Raw genomic sequence first — 16,314 nt, forward strand, 5'->3', positions numbered from 1 at the left:
GCCACTGCTCCTACGCTCGACACATGTCAGAGGTGTACGCGGCCCGCCGCAAGCGGCTGAGGGAACGATGCAGTGCCGGCGGCAGCGCGAGCGCGCTGGTCTCCCGCCCCGCCAATGTGAGATACCTCGCGGGCGCGGCGCCACGGGGCGCCGTCCTGCTGCTGGGCGCGGACGAGGACCTCCTCGTGTGCGCGGACCCGCCCGACGACCGCCCCCACGAGGGCAGACCCGACGAGGCCGTGACGGTGCGCGTCCTGTCCCGCTCCGGAGGCGACCCCGCGGTGACCGCCGCGGGCATCCTCGCGGACCGCGGCGCCGACTCCCTCGCGGTCGAGGAACACCACCTCACGGTGGCCCGGCACCGCGCCCTGCGGTCGGTCGCGCCCCGGCTGCGCCTCGCGGACCTGGGCGGTGCCGTGGAGCAGCTCAGGGTGGTCAAGGACGAGGAGGAGATCTCCTGCCTGCGCATCGGCGCCGAGATCGCCGACCAGGCCCTGGGCGAGCTGCTGGAGTCCATCCTCGTCGGCCGCACCGAACGCCACCTGGCCCTGGAGCTGGAGCGCCGCCTCGTCGACCACGGTGCCGACGGACCCGCCTTCGCCACCTCCGTGGGCACCGGCCCGAACTCGGGACGGCGCGGGCACCGGCCCACCGACCGGCGTGTGGAGGAAGGCGATTTCCTGTCGGTCTGCCTGGGGGCGACGTACCGCGGCTACCGCTGCGAGATCGGCCGTACGTTCGTGATCGGCACCTCCCCCGCGGGCTGGCAGATCGAGCTGTACGACCTCGTCTTCGCCGCTCAGCGGGCCGGACGCGAGAGCCTGGTGCCCGGTGCCGCCTACCGTGACGTGGACCGTGCGGCACGCCAGGTGCTGGACTCCGCGGGGTACGCCGAGAGCCTTCCGGCGGTCACCGGGCACGGCGTGGGACTGGAAATCGAGGAGGACCCGCAGCTGGGTCCCGCGGCCATGGGTAAACTGGACGCTTGCGTGCCGGTCACCGTCGAACCGGGGGTCTACCTCCCGGGCCGGGGCGGTGTCAGGATCGATGACACGCTCGTCGTGCGCCCCGAGGCGGACGGCGGACCCGAGCTACTCACCATCACGACCAAGGAGCTGCTCGCACTATAGGCAGGTGCGTGCCCCCGGGGTCGTCCACGTCAGTCCAGGAGATTCCGCAACCGTGGCTTCCACGAACGACCTCAAGAACGGCCTGGTGCTCAAGCTCGAAGGCGGCCAGCTCTGGTCCGTCGTCGAGTTCCAGCACGTCAAGCCCGGCAAGGGCCCGGCCTTCGTGCGCACCAAGCTCAAGAACGTGCTGTCCGGCAAGGTGGTCGACAAGACCTTCAACGCCGGCGTCAAGGTCGAGACGGCCACTGTCGACAAGCGCGACATGCAGTTCTCCTACATGGACGGCGAGTACTTCGTCTTCATGGACATGGAGACCTACGACCAGCTGATGGTCGACCGCAAGGCCGTCGGCGACGCCGCCAACTTCCTGATCGAGGGCTTCACGGCCACGGTCGCGCAGCACGAGGGCGAGGTGCTCTTCGTCGAGCTGCCGGCCGCCGTCGAGCTGGTGGTCCAGGAGACCGAGCCGGGCCTCCAGGGTGACCGCTCCACCGGCGGCACCAAGCCCGCGACCCTGGAGACCGGTCACCAGATCCAGGTCCCGCTCTTCATCACCACCGGTGAGAAGATCAAGGTCGACACCCGCACGAGCGACTACCTCGGCCGGGTGAACAGCTAACCGTGGCTGCCCGCAACACGGCCCGTAAGCGCGCCTTCCAGATCCTCTTCGAGGGCGACCAGCGCGGCGCCGACGTCCTGACGGTCCTCGCGGACTGGGTCCGGCTCTCCCGGGCCGACACCCGGCAGCCTCCGGTGAGCGAGTACACGATGCAGCTGGTCGAGGGCTACGCCGAGCACGAGCGCCGCATCGACGAGCTGCTCTCGCAGTACTCGGTCGGCTGGACGCTCGACCGGATGCCGGTCGTCGACCGCAACCTCCTGCGGCTCGGCGCGTACGAGCTGATCTGGGTCGACGAGACCCCGGACGCCGTCGTCCTCGACGAGATGGTGCAGCTGGCGAAGGAGTTCTCGACGGACGAGTCGCCCTCGTTCGTGAACGGCCTGCTCGGCCGCCTGAAGGAACTCAAGCCGTCCTTGCGCCGGGAGGCGTGAGCGGTACCGGCGACGCCGGAGGGCCCGTGGACGACACGTCCGCGGGCCCTCCGGCGTGTACGGCCCCATCGGCGGTCCTCTAGTCCCATCGGCGTCCTCGGGTCCCATCGGCGTCGCCCGGCCCCATCGGCGTCCTCCGGCGTTCTCCGGTGTCTCTCCGGTCATCCCAGAGCCGCAGGGGGCTCCCAAGGGCCGCGAAAAGCCGTCGGGGCGGCCGGGACCTCTCGGTCCGGCCGCCCCGACGGCACGTTTCTGCTGAGTCGCCGCGGCGCTCAGCCCTCCTCGTGGGAGACGGCGCGACGCGCGTCCGCGTCCAGCACGCCCCAGCTGATCAGCTGCTCGGTCAGGACCGAGGGCGACTGGTCGTAGATGACGGCGAGGGTGCGCAGGTCGTCCTGGCGGATCGAGAGCACCTTGCCGTTGTAGTCGCCGCGCTGCGACTGGATCGTGGCCGCGTACCGCTGGAGGGGACCGGCCTTCTCGACCGGCACGTGGGCCAGCCGCTCCAGGTCCAGGACCAGCTTCGGCGGCGGCTCGGCGGCACCGCCCGGCGTGGTGCCCGGAAGCAGTTCCTGCACGGGGACACCGTAGAAATCGGCCAGCTCCGCAAGGCGCTGCACGGTGACGGCGCGGTCGCCGCGCTCGTACGAACCGACCACGACCGCCTTCCAGCGTCCCTGGGACTTCTCCTCGACACCGTGGAGGGAAAGGCCCTGCTGGGTGCGGATCGCCCGGAGCTTGGCCCCGAGCTGTTTGGCGTATTCGCTGGACATATAGCTCCCCGGCACTGGGTCGACGCGACTGGGTTGGGTTTCCATGCCGCGCGGCTGGTAACTCACTGTGAGGTTACGCAGCGTGATTCTTCTGCGTCAAGCCGAATGGTCCACACCGACTCTTCCGTGGTATCCGTGGCCGATTGAGCCAAAGGGGTGAACGGGAGGCTCCCTCCGGCCTGCTACCGTGGATGGCGCAAATCCGACGTCCTTTAAGGTCCGTCCCGTGAGGCGGAGAAGGAGGTCCAGTTTCCTATGGACAAGCAGGACAAGCAGGACCCGCAGCCCGGCCACGACACGCAGGGCTCGCACGACACGCACGACGCGCGACCCGTCCTCGAAGGCCCCGACATCGCCCGGGTGCTGACCCGCATCGCCCACGAGATCGTCGAACGCGCCAAGGGCGCCGACGACGTGGTGCTCCTCGGCATCCCGACCCGGGGCGTCTTCCTCGGCCGCCGGCTCGCCGCCAAGCTCGAGCAGATCACCGACCGCAGGATTCCGGTCGGCTCCCTCGACATCACCATGTACCGCGACGACCTGCGGATGCACCCACCGCGCGCGCTGGCCCGCACCGAGATCCCCGGTGACGGGATCGACGGCAAGCTGGTCGTCCTCGTCGACGACGTGCTCTTCTCCGGCCGCACCATCCGCGCCGCCCTCGACGCCCTGAACGACATCGGGCGCCCCCGCGCGGTGCAGCTCGCGGTCCTCGTCGACCGCGGTCACCGCGAACTGCCCATCCGCGCCGACTACGTCGGCAAGAACCTCCCCACGTCGCTGCGGGAGACGGTCAAGGTCCAGCTGGCCGAGGAGGACGGTCGCGACACCGTGCTGCTCGGTGTCAAGCAGACCGACCCGGGCGCACAGCACTAGCACTCGGACGTACGCCCCGAGTGCGTGCCTCCACGCGCCCGCATGCCCGAAAACTCCCCATGCCTTACGGAGCCTGACAGATGCAGCGTCATCTCATCTCGGCCGCCGACCTCACCCGCGACGACGCCGTCCATGTTCTCGACACCGCCGAGGAGATGGCCCGGGTGGCGGACCGGCCCATCAAGAAGCTGCCGACCCTGCGCGGCCGCACGATCGTCAACCTCTTCTTCGAGGACTCCACCCGGACCCGGATCTCCTTCGAGGCCGCCGAGAAGCGCCTGTCCGCGGACGTCATCAACTTCACCGCCAAGGGCTCCAGCGTCTCCAAGGGCGAGTCGCTGAAGGACACCGCCCAGACCCTGGAGGCCATGGGCGTCGACGCCGTCGTCATCCGGCACGGCGCCTCCGGAGCGCCGTACCGCCTCGCCACCTCCGGCTGGATCGACGCGGCCGTCATCAACGCCGGTGACGGCACCCACCAGCACCCCACCCAGGCGCTGCTGGACGCCTTCACCATGCGCCGCCGGCTCGTGGGCCGGGACGCCGGGCTCGGCCAGGACCTGTCCGGCAGGCGCATCACGATCGTGGGCGATGTGCTGCACAGCCGGGTGGCCCGCTCCAACGTCGACCTGCTGCACACCCTCGGCGCCGAGGTGACCCTCGTCGCGCCGCCCACCCTGGTACCGGTCGGCGTCGAGACCTGGCCCTGCGAGGTGTCGTACGACCTCGACAGCACCCTGCCGAAGTCGGACGCGGTGATGATGCTGCGCGTCCAGCGCGAGCGGATGAACGCGGCGTTCTTCCCGACCGAACGCGAGTACTCGCGGCGCTACGGCCTGGACGGCGAGCGGATGGCGCGGATGCCCGCGCACTCCATCGTGATGCACCCCGGCCCCATGGTCCGTGGCATGGAGATCACCGCCGAGGTCGCCGACTCCGACCGCTGCACCGTCGTCGAACAGGTCGCCAACGGTGTGTCGATCCGGATGGCCGTCCTCTACCTGCTCCTGGGCGGGAACGAACCCGCCGTCGCCCACGCCCGTACCACCGAGGAGAAGTAACGACCATGAGCAAGATCCTTATCCGTGGTGCGCGGGTGCTCGGCGGCGAGCCCCAGGACGTCCTGATCGACGGCGAGGTCGTCGAGGCCGTCGGCAGCGGGCTGTCCGCCGAGGGAGCCGAGGTCGTCGAGGCCGACGGCAAGGTGCTGCTGCCGGGCCTCGTCGATCTGCACACCCATCTGCGCGAGCCGGGCCGCGAGGACTCCGAGACGGTCCTGACCGGCACCCGCGCGGCCGCGAGCGGCGGCTTCACGGCCGTCTTCGCCATGGCCAACACCTTCCCCGTCGCGGACACCGCCGGCGTGGTCGAGCAGGTCTACCGGCTCGGGCAGGAGCACGGCTACTGCGACGTGCAGCCCATCGGCGCCGTCACCGTCGGCCTGGAGGGCCGCAAACTCGCCGAGCTGGGCGCCATGCACGAGTCGGCCGCCGGCGTCACCGTCTTCTCCGACGACGGCAAGTGCGTCGACGACGCCGTGATGATGCGCCGCGCCCTGGAGTACGTGAAGGCCTTCGGCGGGGTCGTCGCCCAGCACGCGCAGGAACCGCGGCTGACCGAGGGCGCCCAGATGAACGAGGGCGTCGTCTCCGCCGAGCTGGGGCTCGGCGGCTGGCCGGCCGTCGCCGAGGAGTCGATCATCGCGCGGGACGTGCTGCTCGCCGAGCACGTGGGCTCCCGCGTCCACATCTGCCACCTCTCCACCGCCGGCTCCGTCGAGATCGTCCGCTGGGCCAAGTCCCGCGGCATCGACGTCACCGCCGAGGTCACCCCGCACCACCTGCTCCTCACCGACGAACTGGTGCGCTCCTACGACCCGGTCTACAAGGTGAACCCGCCGCTGCGCACCGAGCGTGACGTGCACGCCCTGCGCGAGGCGCTCGCCGACGGCACCATCGACATCGTGGCCACCGACCACGCCCCGCACCCGCACGAGGACAAGGACTGCGAGTGGGCCGCGGCCGCCATGGGCATGGTCGGCCTGGAGACCGCGCTGTCTGTGGTCCAGGAGACGATGGTGGAGACGGGCCTGCTGGACTGGGCCGGCGTCGCCGACCGCATGTCCTTCGCGCCCGCCCGCATCGGGCGGGCGTCGGCGCACGGACGTCCCGTCTCGGCTGGTGAGCCCGCCAACCTCACACTCGTCGACACGGCATACCGTGGGTCGGTGGACCCCGCGGGCTTCGCCTCGCGCAGCCGGAACACCCCGTACGCGGGGCGTGAGCTGCCGGGCCGTGTGACGCACACCTGGCTCCGGGGCAAGGCCACGCTCGTCGACGGGAAGCTCACGTGACACCTGTAATCCTGCTCGCGGCCGAGAGGGAATCGGCCGCGGTGACCGACTGGGCCGCCCGCGTCGCCTGGGTCGTAGGGCTCGGCCTCTTCGTCGCGCTCGTCTACTGGCTGATGCGCGAGGGCTGGAAGTGGCGCGGCACGCTCCAGGGCGACCTGCCGGAGCTGCCCACCGCGCCGTCCGACCCCGGTGCGGCGAGACTGACGACGAGCGGCCGCTACCACGGCTCCACCACCGCCGGGCAGTGGCTCGACCGCATCGTGGCGCACGGCCTGGGCACCCGCAGCCGGGTCGTGCTCACCCTGACCGACGCGGGCCTGGACGTCGTACGCCCCGGCGCGAGCGACTTCTTCGTCCCGGCCGGCGCGCTGCGCGAGGCGGTGCTCGGCAAGGGCATCGCCGGCAAGGTCCTCACCGAGGGCGGACTGCTCCTGGTGACCTGGGAGCACGGCGGCAGGCTGATCGACTCCGGGTTCCGCTCGGACCACGCGGCCGAGCACACCGAGTGGGTCGACGCCATCAACTCCATGATCAACAAGAGGGAAACGGAAGGCGCACGATGACGACCTCCACCAGGGGAGCCGCAAGGGTTCCCGCCGTACTCGTCCTGGAGGACGGCCGGATCTTCCGCGGCCGTGCCTACGGGGCCGTGGGGGAGACCTTCGGCGAAGCGGTCTTCTCCACCGGCATGTCCGGATACCAGGAGACCCTGACCGACCCGTCGTACGCCCGGCAGATCGTCGTCGCGACCGCGCCCCAGATCGGCAACACCGGCTGGAACGACGAGGACGACGAGTCCGGCCGCATCTGGGTTTCCGGCTACGTCGTGCGCGACCCCGCGCGCGTGCCCTCCAACTGGCGCTCCCTGCGCTCCCTCGACGACGAGCTGGTCGCCCAGGGCGTCGTCGGCATCTCGGGCATCGACACCCGCGCGCTCACCCGCCACCTGCGCGAGCGCGGCTCCATGCGCGCCGGCATCTTCTCCGGCGAGGCGATCACGGCCGAGCCCGAGCTGCTCACGCGCGTGCAGGCCCAGCCGCACATGAAGGGCGCGAGCCTCTACGAGGAGGTCGCCACCAAGGAGGCCTACGTCGTCCCGGCGGTCGGCGAGAAGCGGTTCACCGTCGCCGCCATCGACCTCGGCATCAAGGGCATGACCCCGCACCGGATGGCCCAGCGCGGCATCGAGGTGCACGTGCTGCCCGCGACGGCCACCGCCGACGAGGTGTACGCCGTGAACCCCGACGGCGTGTTCTTCTCCAACGGTCCGGGCGACCCGGCCACCGCCGACGGCCCTGTGGCACTGATGGCCGAGGTGCTGGAGCGCCGGACCCCCCTGTTCGGCATCTGCTTCGGCAACCAGATCCTCGGCCGCGCCCTCGGCTTCGGCACCTACAAGCTGAAGTACGGCCACCGCGGGATCAACCAGCCCGTCCAGGACCGTACGACCGGCAAGGTCGAGGTGACCGCGCACAACCACGGGTTCGCCGTGGACGCGCCGCTCGACAAGGTCAGCGACACACCGTTCGGCCGCGCCGAGGTGTCCCACGTCTGCCTCAACGACGACGTCGTGGAGGGGCTCCAGCTGCTCGACCAGCCGGCCTTCTCCGTCCAGTACCACCCCGAAGCGGCAGCGGGCCCCCACGACGCCGCCTACCTGTTCGACCGCTTCGTTTCCCTGATGGAGGGCCAGCGTGCCTAAGCGCACCGATATCCAGTCCGTCCTGGTCATCGGCTCCGGCCCGATCGTCATCGGCCAGGCCGCCGAGTTCGACTACTCCGGCACCCAGGCGTGCCGCGTCCTGCGCGCCGAGGGTCTGCGCGTCATCCTGGTGAACTCCAACCCGGCGACGATCATGACCGACCCGGAGATCGCCGACGCCACCTACGTCGAGCCGATCACCCCGGAGTTCGTCGAGAAGATCATCGCCAAGGAGCGCCCGGACGTCCTGCTGCCGACGCTCGGCGGCCAGACGGCCCTCAACACCGCGATCTCCATGCACGAGCAGGGTGTGCTGGAGAAGTACGGCGTCGAGCTGATCGGCGCCAACGTCGAGGCGATCAACAAGGGCGAGGACCGCGACCTCTTCAAGGGTGTCGTCGAGGCCGTCCGCGAGAAGATCGGACACGGCGAGTCGGCGCGGTCCGTGATCTGCCACTCCATGGACGACGTGATCGCGGGCGTCGAGACGCTCGGCGGGTACCCCGTCGTCGTCCGCCCCTCCTTCACCATGGGCGGCGCCGGCTCCGGCTTCGCCCACGACGAGGAGGAGCTGCGCCGCATCGCCGGTCAGGGCCTGACGCTCTCCCCGACCACCGAGGTGCTCCTGGAGGAGTCCATCCTCGGCTGGAAGGAGTACGAGCTGGAGCTGATGCGCGACAAGAACGACAACGTCGTGGTCGTCTGCTCCATCGAGAACTTCGACCCCATGGGCGTCCACACCGGTGACTCGATCACCGTCGCGCCGGCGATGACGCTGACCGACCGCGAGTACCAGCGGCTGCGCGACATCGGCATCGCGATCATCCGCGAGGTCGGCGTCGACACCGGCGGCTGCAACATCCAGTTCGCGGTCAACCCCGAGGACGGCCGCATCATCGTCATCGAGATGAACCCGCGCGTGTCGCGCTCGTCGGCCCTGGCCTCCAAGGCGACCGGCTTCCCGATCGCCAAGATCGCCGCCAAGCTCGCCGTCGGCTACACCCTCGACGAGATCCCGAACGACATCACCCGGGAGACCCCGGCCTCCTTCGAGCCCACGCTCGACTACGTGGTCGTCAAGGCCCCCCGCTTCGCCTTCGAGAAGTTCCCGAGCGCGGACTCGACGCTGACCACCACCATGAAGTCCGTCGGCGAGGCCATGGCCATCGGGCGCAACTTCACGGAGGCCTTCCAGAAGGCGCTGCGCTCGCTCGAGAAGAAGGGCAGCCAGTTCACCTTCGTCGGCGAGCCCGGCGACAAGGAGCAGCTCCTGACGGAGGCCGTCCGCCCCACCGACGGCCGGATCAACACCGTCATGCAGGCCATCCGCGCGGGCGCCACCCCCGAGGAGATCTTCGCGTACACGAAGATCGACCCCTGGTTCGTCGACCAGCTGTTCCTGATCAAGGAGACCGCCGACGACCTGGCCGCCGCCGACCGCCTGGACGTCGACCTGCTCGCCGAGGCCAAGCGGCACGGCTTCTCCGACCAGCAGATCGCCGAGATCCGCGGCCTGCGCGAGGACGTCGTCCGCGAGGTCCGGCACGCCCTGGGCATCCGCCCGGTCTACAAGACGGTCGACACCTGCGCCGCCGAGTTCGCCGCGAAGACGCCGTACTTCTACTCCTCCTACGACGAGGAGAGCGAGGTCGCGCCGCGCGAGAAGCCGGCCGTCATCATCCTGGGCTCCGGTCCGAACCGCATCGGCCAGGGCATCGAGTTCGACTACTCCTGCGTCCACGCCTCCTTCGCGCTGTCCGCCGCCGGGTACGAGACCGTGATGGTCAACTGCAACCCGGAGACCGTCTCCACCGACTACGACACCTCCGACCGCCTGTACTTCGAGCCGCTGACGCTCGAGGACGTGCTGGAGATCGTGCACGCGGAGGCGCAGGCCGGCCCGATCGCCGGTGTCGTCGTCCAGCTCGGCGGCCAGACCCCGCTGGGCCTGGCGCAGGCGCTCAAGGACAACGGCGTACCGATCGTCGGCACGCCCCCCGAGGCGATCCACGCGGCCGAGGACCGGGGCGCCTTCGGACGCGTCCTGGCCGAGGCCGGCCTGCCGGCCCCGAAGCACGGCACCGCCACCACCTTCGCCGGCGCCAAGGCCATCGCCGACGAGATCGGCTACCCGGTCCTCGTCCGGCCGTCGTACGTCCTCGGCGGCCGCGGCATGGAGATCGTCTACGACGAGACCCGGCTGTCGTCCTACATCGCCGAGTCGACAGAGATCAGCCCCACCCGGCCGGTCCTGGTCGACCGCTTCCTCGACGACGCCATCGAGATCGACGTCGACGCGCTCTACGACGGCGAGGAGCTGTACCTCGGCGGCGTCATGGAGCACATCGAGGAGGCCGGCATCCACTCCGGCGACTCGGCGTGCGCGCTGCCCCCGATCACCCTCGGCGGCTTCGACATCAAGCGCCTGCGGGCCTCCACGGAGGCCATCGCGCGCGGAGTGGGCGTCCGCGGCCTGATCAACATCCAGTTCGCGATGGCCGGGGACATCCTCTACGTCCTGGAGGCCAACCCGCGTGCGTCCCGCACCGTCCCCTTCACCTCGAAGGCGACCGCGGTACCCCTGGCCAAGGCCGCCGCCCGGATCTCCCTGGGCACGACCATCGCCGAGCTGCGCGCCGAGGGGCTGCTCCCGGCGCGCGGTGACGGCGGCGAACTGCCGCTGGACGCGCCGATCTCCGTCAAGGAGGCCGTGATGCCGTGGAGCCGCTTCCGCGACACCTCGGGCCGCGGCGTCGACACCATCCTGGGCCCGGAGATGCGGTCCACCGGCGAGGTCATGGGCATCGACTCCGTCTTCGGCACGGCGTACGCCAAGTCGCAGGCGGGCGCCTACGGCCCGCTGCCGACCAAGGGCCGCGCGTTCATCTCGGTCGCCAACCGGGACAAGCGCTCGATGATCTTCCCGGCGCGCGAGCTGGTCGCGCACGGCTTCGAGCTGCTGGCGACCTCCGGCACCGCCGAGGTCCTCCGGCGCAACGGCATCAACGCCACGATGGTGCGCAAGCAGTCCGAGGGTGTGGGGCCGAACGGTGAGAAGACCATCGTCCAGCTCATCCACGAGGGTCAGGTCGACCTCATCGTCAACACTCCGTACGGCACCGGCGGCCGCCTCGACGGCTACGACATCCGCACGGCGGCGGTGGCGCGCTCCGTGCCCTGCCTGACGACGGTCCAGGCGCTCGCCGCCGCCGTCCAGGGCATCGACGCCCTCAAGCACGGCGATGTGGGGGTGCGTTCCCTCCAGGAACACGCCGAGCATCTGATCGCGGCCCGCGACTAGCAGCCCGAGGGGGACACCGGAAACGGTGTCCCCCTCGGTACGAGGCGTCAGACTTCCCCAGAGGACACAGTGATGTACAAGATCTTCTTCCGTCTGGTCTTCTCCCGGATGGATCCGGAGAACGCCCACCACCTGGCCTTCCGCTGGATCCGGCTCGCCGCCCGGGTCCCGGTGCTGCGCACGTTCGTCGCGGCCGCCCTCGCCCCCCGCCACCGGGAACTGCGCACCGAGGCCTTCGGCCTGCGCATGCACGGGCCCTTCGGGCTCGCCGCCGGCTTCGACAAGAACGCCGTCGCGATCGACGGGATGTCGATGCTGGGCTTCGACCATGTCGAGATCGGCACGGTCACCGGGGAGCCGCAGCCGGGCAACCCCGCCCAGCGGCTGTTCCGGCTCGTGAAGGACCGGGGCCTCATCAACCGGATGGGCTTCAACAACGAGGGCTCGCTGGCCGTGGCCGCGCGCCTGGCCTCCCGCACGCCCGTCTTCAGGACCGTGGTGGGCGTCAACATCGGCAAGACCAAGGTCGTACCGGAGGAGGAGGCCGTCGGCGACTACGTGAAGTCGACCGAGCGGCTCGCGCCGTACGCCGACTACCTGGTCGTCAACGTGTCCTCGCCGAACACCCCTGGACTGCGCGATCTGCAGGCCACCGAGGCGCTGCGGCCGCTGCTGAGCGCCGTGCGCGAGGCCGCCGACCGGGTCGTGACCTCCCGGCGGGTCCCGCTGCTGGTCAAGATCGCCCCGGACCTGGCGGACGAGGACGTCGACGCGGTGGCCGACCTGGCCGTGGAACTCGGCCTGGACGGGATCATCGCCACCAACACCACCATCGCGCGCGAGGGACTCGGTCTGAAGTCCGAACCCTCGCTGGTGAAGGAGACCGGCGGTCTGTCGGGGGCGCCCCTCAAGGCCCGCTCGCTGGAGGTCCTGCGCCGCCTCTACGCGCGCGTGGGCGATCGGGTCACCCTGGTGGGCGTCGGCGGCGTGGAGGACGCCGAGGACGCCTGGCAGCGCATCCTGGCCGGTGCCACGCTGGTCCAGGGGTACAGCGCCTTCATCTACCAGGGGCCCTTCTGGGGCCGTGCGATCCACAAGGGCCTGGCCGCCCGCCTGCGCACCAGCCCGTACGCCACCCTCGCCGACGCGGTCGGCGCCGACGTCAGGAGGACGGCATGACCCTGGAACCCTTCGGCGCCCGCCTGCGCCGGGCCATGGACGAGCGCGGCCCGCTGTGCGTCGGCATCGACCCGCACGCCTCTCTGCTGGCCGAGTGGGGTCTGGACGACACCGTCACCGGTCTGGAGCGGTTCAGCCGGACGGTCGTCGAGGCCATGGCCGACCGGATCGCGGTCCTGAAGCCGCAGAGCGCCTTCTTCGAGCGGTTCGGCTCGCGTGGCGTCGCGGTTCTGGAGAGGTCCGTCGAGGAGGCTCGGGCGGCCGGTGCCCTGGTCGTCATGGACGCCAAGCGCGGAGACATCGGCTCGACCATGGCCGCGTACGCCGAGTCCTTCCTGCGCAAGGACTCGCCGCTCTTCTCGGACGCGCTGACCGTCTCCCCGTACCTCGGCTACGGGTCGCTCTCACCGGCCGTGGCCCTCGCGCGCGAGAGCGGCGCCGGACTGTTCGTGCTGGCGCTCACCTCGAACCCGGAGGGCGGCGAGGTCCAGCACGCGGTGCGCGCGGACGGGCGTACCGTCGGCGCGACCATGCTGGCGCACCTGGCCGCCGAGAACGTCGGGGAGGAGCCGCTGGGCTCCTTCGGGGCCGTCGTCGGTGCCACGCTCGGTGACCTGTCGACGTACGACCTCGACATCAACGGCCCGATCCTCGCCCCCGGCATCGGGGCTCAGGGGGCCGCTCCGGCGGACCTGCCGCACGTCTTCGGGTCCGCGCTGCGCAACGTCGTGCCGAACGTCAGCCGCGGAGTGCTGCGGCACGGTCCCGACGTCGTCGCGCTGCGTGACGCCGCGGAGCGGTTCGCGCAACAGGTCAGGGCGGCGGTCGAGACCTCCTGAGCGCCCCCGGCCGTCCGACCGGGACCTCCGTCGGACGGCCGCGGGACGACTTGAGCCTGAATACATTCTCAAATCCAGGGCAGTTTGTCGTATATGCCCGCCCTGGTTGAGGCTGACCAGGACTTTTCCGCTGTTCTCGCTGACTCTGGCGGAGTTGGCCGCTAGTCTCCGAGCGGAGGGTGACGGGCAAGCGTGTTGCTCGTAGCTCCCCAGGTGAGGGGCGACTAGGTTCCTCACCGGTCCGTATCCGACAGTTCGACATCCGAGGTGACGTAGGCGTGGCTCTTCCGCCCCTTACCCCCGAACAGCGCGCAGCCGCGCTCGAAAAGGCCGCCGCGGCTCGCCGGGAGCGGGCCGAGGTCAAGAATCGACTCAAGCACTCCGGCGCCTCGCTTCACGAGGTCATCAAGCAGGGCCAGGAGAACGACGTCGTCGGCAAGATGAAGGTCTCCGCGCTCCTGGAGTCCCTACCGGGCGTGGGCAAGGTCCGCGCCAAGCAGATCATGGAGCGGCTCGGCATCTCCGAGAGCCGGCGTGTGCGCGGTCTCGGCTCCAACCAGATCGCCTCCCTGGAGCGTGAGTTCGGCGACACGGCCAAGTGAGTCCGGAGTGCTCGGGGCACGGCGTCCCGGGCACGGCGAGACAACTGGAATAATCGCTGCATGGCTGTAACACCCCGGGGGACGACCCCCGAACCCCCGGACGCACGTCCGCGGCTGACCGTGCTCTCCGGCCCCTCCGGGGTCGGCAAGAGCACGGTCGTCGCTCATATGCGCAAAGAACACCCCGAGGTCTGGCTCTCGGTGTCGGCGACGACCCGCAGGCCCCGCCCCGGCGAGAAGCACGGTGTGCACTATTTCTTCGTCACCGACGACGAGATGGACAAGCTGATCGCCAACGGCGAGCTGCTGGAGTGGGCCGAGTTCGCCGGCAACCGTTACGGCACGCCGCGTGGCGCCGTGCTGGAGCGGCTGGAGGCGGGCGAGCCGGTCCTTCTGGAGATCGACCTCCAGGGCGCCCGGCAGGTCCGCGGCTCCATGCCCGAGGCCCAGCTGGTGTTCCTGGCTCCGCCCTCCTGGGAGGAGCTGGTGCGCAGGCTCACCGGTCGCGGCACCGAGCCGCCCGAGGTGATCGCCCGCCGCCTGGACGCCGCGAAGATCGAACTCGCGGCCGAGCCGGAGTTCGACGAGACCCTGGTCAACACCTCCGTCGAGGACGTGGCGCGCGAGCTGCTAGCCTTGACCGGTGTCGTGTGATCGGAACCATGGGATCACCGTCCGTCTTTTCCCACCTATCGGAAGGTAGAGCGTGTCCTCTTCCATCTCCGCTCCCGAGGGCATCATCAACCCGCCGATCGACGAGCTCCTCGAGGCCACCGACTCGAAGTACAGCCTCGTGATCTACGCGGCCAAGCGAGCCCGCCAGATCAACGCGTACTACTCGCAGCTCGGCGAGGGCCTCCTCGAGTACGTCGGTCCGCTCGTCGACACCCACGTCCACGAGAAGCCGCTCTCGATCGCGCTCCGCGAGATCAACGCGGGTCTGCTGACGTCCGAGGCCATCGAGGGTCCGGCTCAGTAGTATTTTCAGCTTTCAGTGGGTTTTTCCACAGGCCCGGCAGCGCCACTGCCGGGCCTGTGGTGTGTGATGGACTCGCACGCCGGGAGCCCCGGCGTACGGTTTCCGAGGTCCGGGGAGAGACGGTGGACAAACCCAAGGTCGTGCTCGGGGTCAGCGGCGGCATCGCCGCGTACAAGGCCTGCGAGCTGCTGCGCAGACTGACCGAGTCGGGTCACGACGTGCGCGTGGTCCCCACCGCCTCCGCCCTGCACTTCGTCGGCGCGGCCACCTGGTCGGCCCTCTCCGGCCACCCGGTCTCCACCGAGGTCTGGGACGACGTCGAGGAAGTCCCGCACGTCCGCATCGGCCAGCACGCCGACCTGGTCGTCGTCGCTCCGGCCACCGCCGACCTGCTCGCCAGGGCCGCCCACGGACTGGCCGACGACCTGCTGACGAACACCCTGCTGACCGCCCGCTGTCCGGTGGTCTTCGCCCCGGCGATGCACACGGAGATGTGGGAGCACCCGGCCACCCAGGAGAACGTGGCGACGCTGCGCCGCCGCGGTGCCGTCGTCATCGAACCGGCCGTGGGCCGGCTCACCGGGGTCGACACCGGCAAGGGCCGGCTGCCCGACCCCGCCGAGATCTTCGAGGTCTGCCGGAGGGTCCTGGGGCGTGGCGCGCGCCGGCCCGACCTGGCCGGACGGCATGTGGTGGTCAGCGCGGGAGGCACCCGCGAGCCCCTCGACCCGGTCCGCTTCCTCGGCAACCGCTCCTCCGGCAAGCAGGGCTACGCCCTCGCCCGCACCGCCGCCGCCCGCGGAGCCCGTGTGACCCTCGTCGCGGCCAACACCGCGCTGCCCGACCCGGCGGGCGTCGACGTCGTGCCCGTCGGCACCGCCGTACAACTGCGCGAGGCGGTGCTGAAGGCGGCCGCCGACGCGGACGCGGTGGTCATGGCCGCCGCGGTCGCCGACTTCCGGCCCGCGCACTACGCCGCGGGCAAGATCAAGAAGAGGGACGGGCAGGAGCCGGACCCCATCGTCCTGCTGCGGAATCCGGACATTCTCGCGGAGATGTCCGCCGAGCGCGCCCGCCCCGGCCAGGTGGTCGTCGGCTTCGCCGCCGAGACCGACGACGTGTTGGCCAACGGCCGGGCGAAGCTGCGCCGCAAGGGCTGTGATCTGCTGGTGGTCAATGAGGTGGGGGAGCGCAGGACCTTCGGTTCGGAGGAGAACGAGGCGATCGTCCTGGGCGCCGACGGCAGCGAGACGCCCGTCCCGCACGGACCGAAGGAAGCCCTGGCCGAAATCGTGTGGGACCTGGTGACGCGGCGACTGGCGTGATTGTTTTATGCGCGTCACGGTTCCTTGAAGCTTGCCCGTTCGGGCGTGGCGCCCCTGGCCAACCGTGGTCGGCATTCGGCAGAATGCCTGTGCCGCAGGTCACAGCGCTCCCGAGAGGCGAGACAAGTGGGCCGGTGGTGAAGCGCGACCGATAAACTGTTTGTCGGACGACGCCGGGCGCAGCTCCCGTCGCGTCCGCCCA

16 protein-coding genes are annotated in these 16,314 nt (G+C 70.5%); 15 read left to right on the plus strand and 1 reads right to left on the minus strand.

Annotated features, from left to right (window positions below; genetic code table 11):
* Positions 1 to 23: 23 nt before the first annotated feature.
* From ACFYO5_RS29375 to nusB, 3 genes are read left to right on the plus strand one after another with little or no spacing between them, the layout of a single operon-like run.
* Positions 24 to 1,130 (plus strand): aminopeptidase P family protein, encoded by a 1,107-nt coding sequence (locus ACFYO5_RS29375; RefSeq protein ID WP_388714358.1) that lies wholly within the window; start codon positions 24 to 26, stop codon positions 1,128 to 1,130.
* A 52-nt stretch (positions 1,131 to 1,182) separates the two neighbouring features.
* Entirely contained in the window at positions 1,183 to 1,749 is a 567-nt protein-coding gene (gene efp / locus ACFYO5_RS29380; RefSeq protein ID WP_020117452.1) for an elongation factor P, read from the plus strand.
* A gap of 2 nt (positions 1,750 to 1,751) precedes the next feature.
* On the plus strand, positions 1,752 to 2,183 hold the full coding sequence (gene nusB / locus ACFYO5_RS29385) for a transcription antitermination factor NusB (RefSeq protein WP_356567322.1): 432 nt from the start codon (positions 1,752 to 1,754) through the stop codon (positions 2,181 to 2,183).
* Between the two features lie 272 nt (positions 2,184 to 2,455).
* Here the strand turns inward: nusB and bldD are convergent, their stop codons facing one another.
* Positions 2,456 to 2,956, minus strand: a complete 501-nt coding sequence (gene bldD, locus ACFYO5_RS29390; RefSeq protein ID WP_020128858.1) for a transcriptional regulator BldD — start codon at positions 2,954 to 2,956, stop codon at positions 2,456 to 2,458.
* A 255-nt stretch (positions 2,957 to 3,211) separates the two neighbouring features.
* Between bldD and pyrR the strand changes: the two genes are divergently transcribed.
* The 12 genes from pyrR (at position 3,212) to coaBC (ending at position 16,112) form a co-directional block, all read left to right on the plus strand.
* Positions 3,212 to 3,832, plus strand: a complete 621-nt coding sequence (gene pyrR, locus ACFYO5_RS29395; RefSeq protein WP_388714364.1) for a bifunctional pyr operon transcriptional regulator/uracil phosphoribosyltransferase PyrR — start codon at positions 3,212 to 3,214, stop codon at positions 3,830 to 3,832.
* A gap of 80 nt (positions 3,833 to 3,912) precedes the next feature.
* Positions 3,913 to 4,893: an aspartate carbamoyltransferase catalytic subunit gene (locus ACFYO5_RS29400; RefSeq protein ID WP_388714367.1), complete on the plus strand. Its 981-nt coding sequence runs from the start codon at positions 3,913 to 3,915 to the stop codon at positions 4,891 to 4,893.
* 5 nt (positions 4,894 to 4,898) lie between these two features.
* Positions 4,899 to 6,185 (plus strand): dihydroorotase, encoded by a 1,287-nt coding sequence (locus ACFYO5_RS29405; RefSeq protein ID WP_356567329.1) that lies wholly within the window; start codon positions 4,899 to 4,901, stop codon positions 6,183 to 6,185.
* Positions 6,182 to 6,748, plus strand: coding sequence for a hypothetical protein (locus tag ACFYO5_RS29410; protein ID WP_356567330.1), 567 nt, complete (start codon positions 6,182 to 6,184; stop codon positions 6,746 to 6,748). Before ACFYO5_RS29405 ends, ACFYO5_RS29410 begins: the two co-directional genes overlap by 4 nt.
* Positions 6,745 to 7,887 carry a glutamine-hydrolyzing carbamoyl-phosphate synthase small subunit gene (carA, locus tag ACFYO5_RS29415; RefSeq protein WP_388714371.1) on the plus strand — a complete coding sequence of 381 codons (1,143 nt, stop codon included), beginning with the start codon at positions 6,745 to 6,747 and terminating at the stop codon, positions 7,885 to 7,887. Before ACFYO5_RS29410 ends, carA begins: the two co-directional genes overlap by 4 nt.
* Positions 7,880 to 11,188, plus strand: coding sequence for a carbamoyl-phosphate synthase large subunit (carB, locus tag ACFYO5_RS29420; RefSeq protein ID WP_388714374.1), 3,309 nt, complete (start codon positions 7,880 to 7,882; stop codon positions 11,186 to 11,188). The genes carA and carB overlap by 8 nt, the downstream gene beginning before the upstream one ends.
* 72 nt (positions 11,189 to 11,260) lie before the next feature.
* Positions 11,261 to 12,367 carry a quinone-dependent dihydroorotate dehydrogenase gene (locus ACFYO5_RS29425; RefSeq protein WP_388714377.1) on the plus strand — a complete coding sequence of 369 codons (1,107 nt, stop codon included), beginning with the start codon at positions 11,261 to 11,263 and terminating at the stop codon, positions 12,365 to 12,367.
* Positions 12,364 to 13,206: an orotidine-5'-phosphate decarboxylase gene (gene pyrF / locus ACFYO5_RS29430; RefSeq protein ID WP_388714380.1), complete on the plus strand. Its 843-nt coding sequence runs from the start codon at positions 12,364 to 12,366 to the stop codon at positions 13,204 to 13,206. Before ACFYO5_RS29425 ends, pyrF begins: the two co-directional genes overlap by 4 nt.
* 278 nt (positions 13,207 to 13,484) lie before the next feature.
* On the plus strand, positions 13,485 to 13,808 hold the full coding sequence (locus ACFYO5_RS29435) for an integration host factor (protein WP_073493500.1): 324 nt from the start codon (positions 13,485 to 13,487) through the stop codon (positions 13,806 to 13,808).
* 60 nt (positions 13,809 to 13,868) lie between these two features.
* Positions 13,869 to 14,462: a guanylate kinase gene (gene gmk, locus ACFYO5_RS29440; protein WP_356567340.1), complete on the plus strand. Its 594-nt coding sequence runs from the start codon at positions 13,869 to 13,871 to the stop codon at positions 14,460 to 14,462.
* A gap of 52 nt (positions 14,463 to 14,514) precedes the next feature.
* Positions 14,515 to 14,787, plus strand: coding sequence for a DNA-directed RNA polymerase subunit omega (rpoZ, locus tag ACFYO5_RS29445; RefSeq protein ID WP_003977348.1), 273 nt, complete (start codon positions 14,515 to 14,517; stop codon positions 14,785 to 14,787).
* A gap of 122 nt (positions 14,788 to 14,909) precedes the next feature.
* Positions 14,910 to 16,112 carry a bifunctional phosphopantothenoylcysteine decarboxylase/phosphopantothenate--cysteine ligase CoaBC gene (gene coaBC, locus ACFYO5_RS29450; RefSeq protein WP_388714384.1) on the plus strand — a complete coding sequence of 401 codons (1,203 nt, stop codon included), beginning with the start codon at positions 14,910 to 14,912 and terminating at the stop codon, positions 16,110 to 16,112.
* Positions 16,113 to 16,314 lie beyond the last annotated feature (202 nt).

This window comes from Streptomyces sp. NPDC006259, assembly GCF_042870975.1.
In the GTDB taxonomy this organism is placed as follows: Bacteria; Actinomycetota; Actinomycetes; order Streptomycetales; family Streptomycetaceae; genus Streptomyces.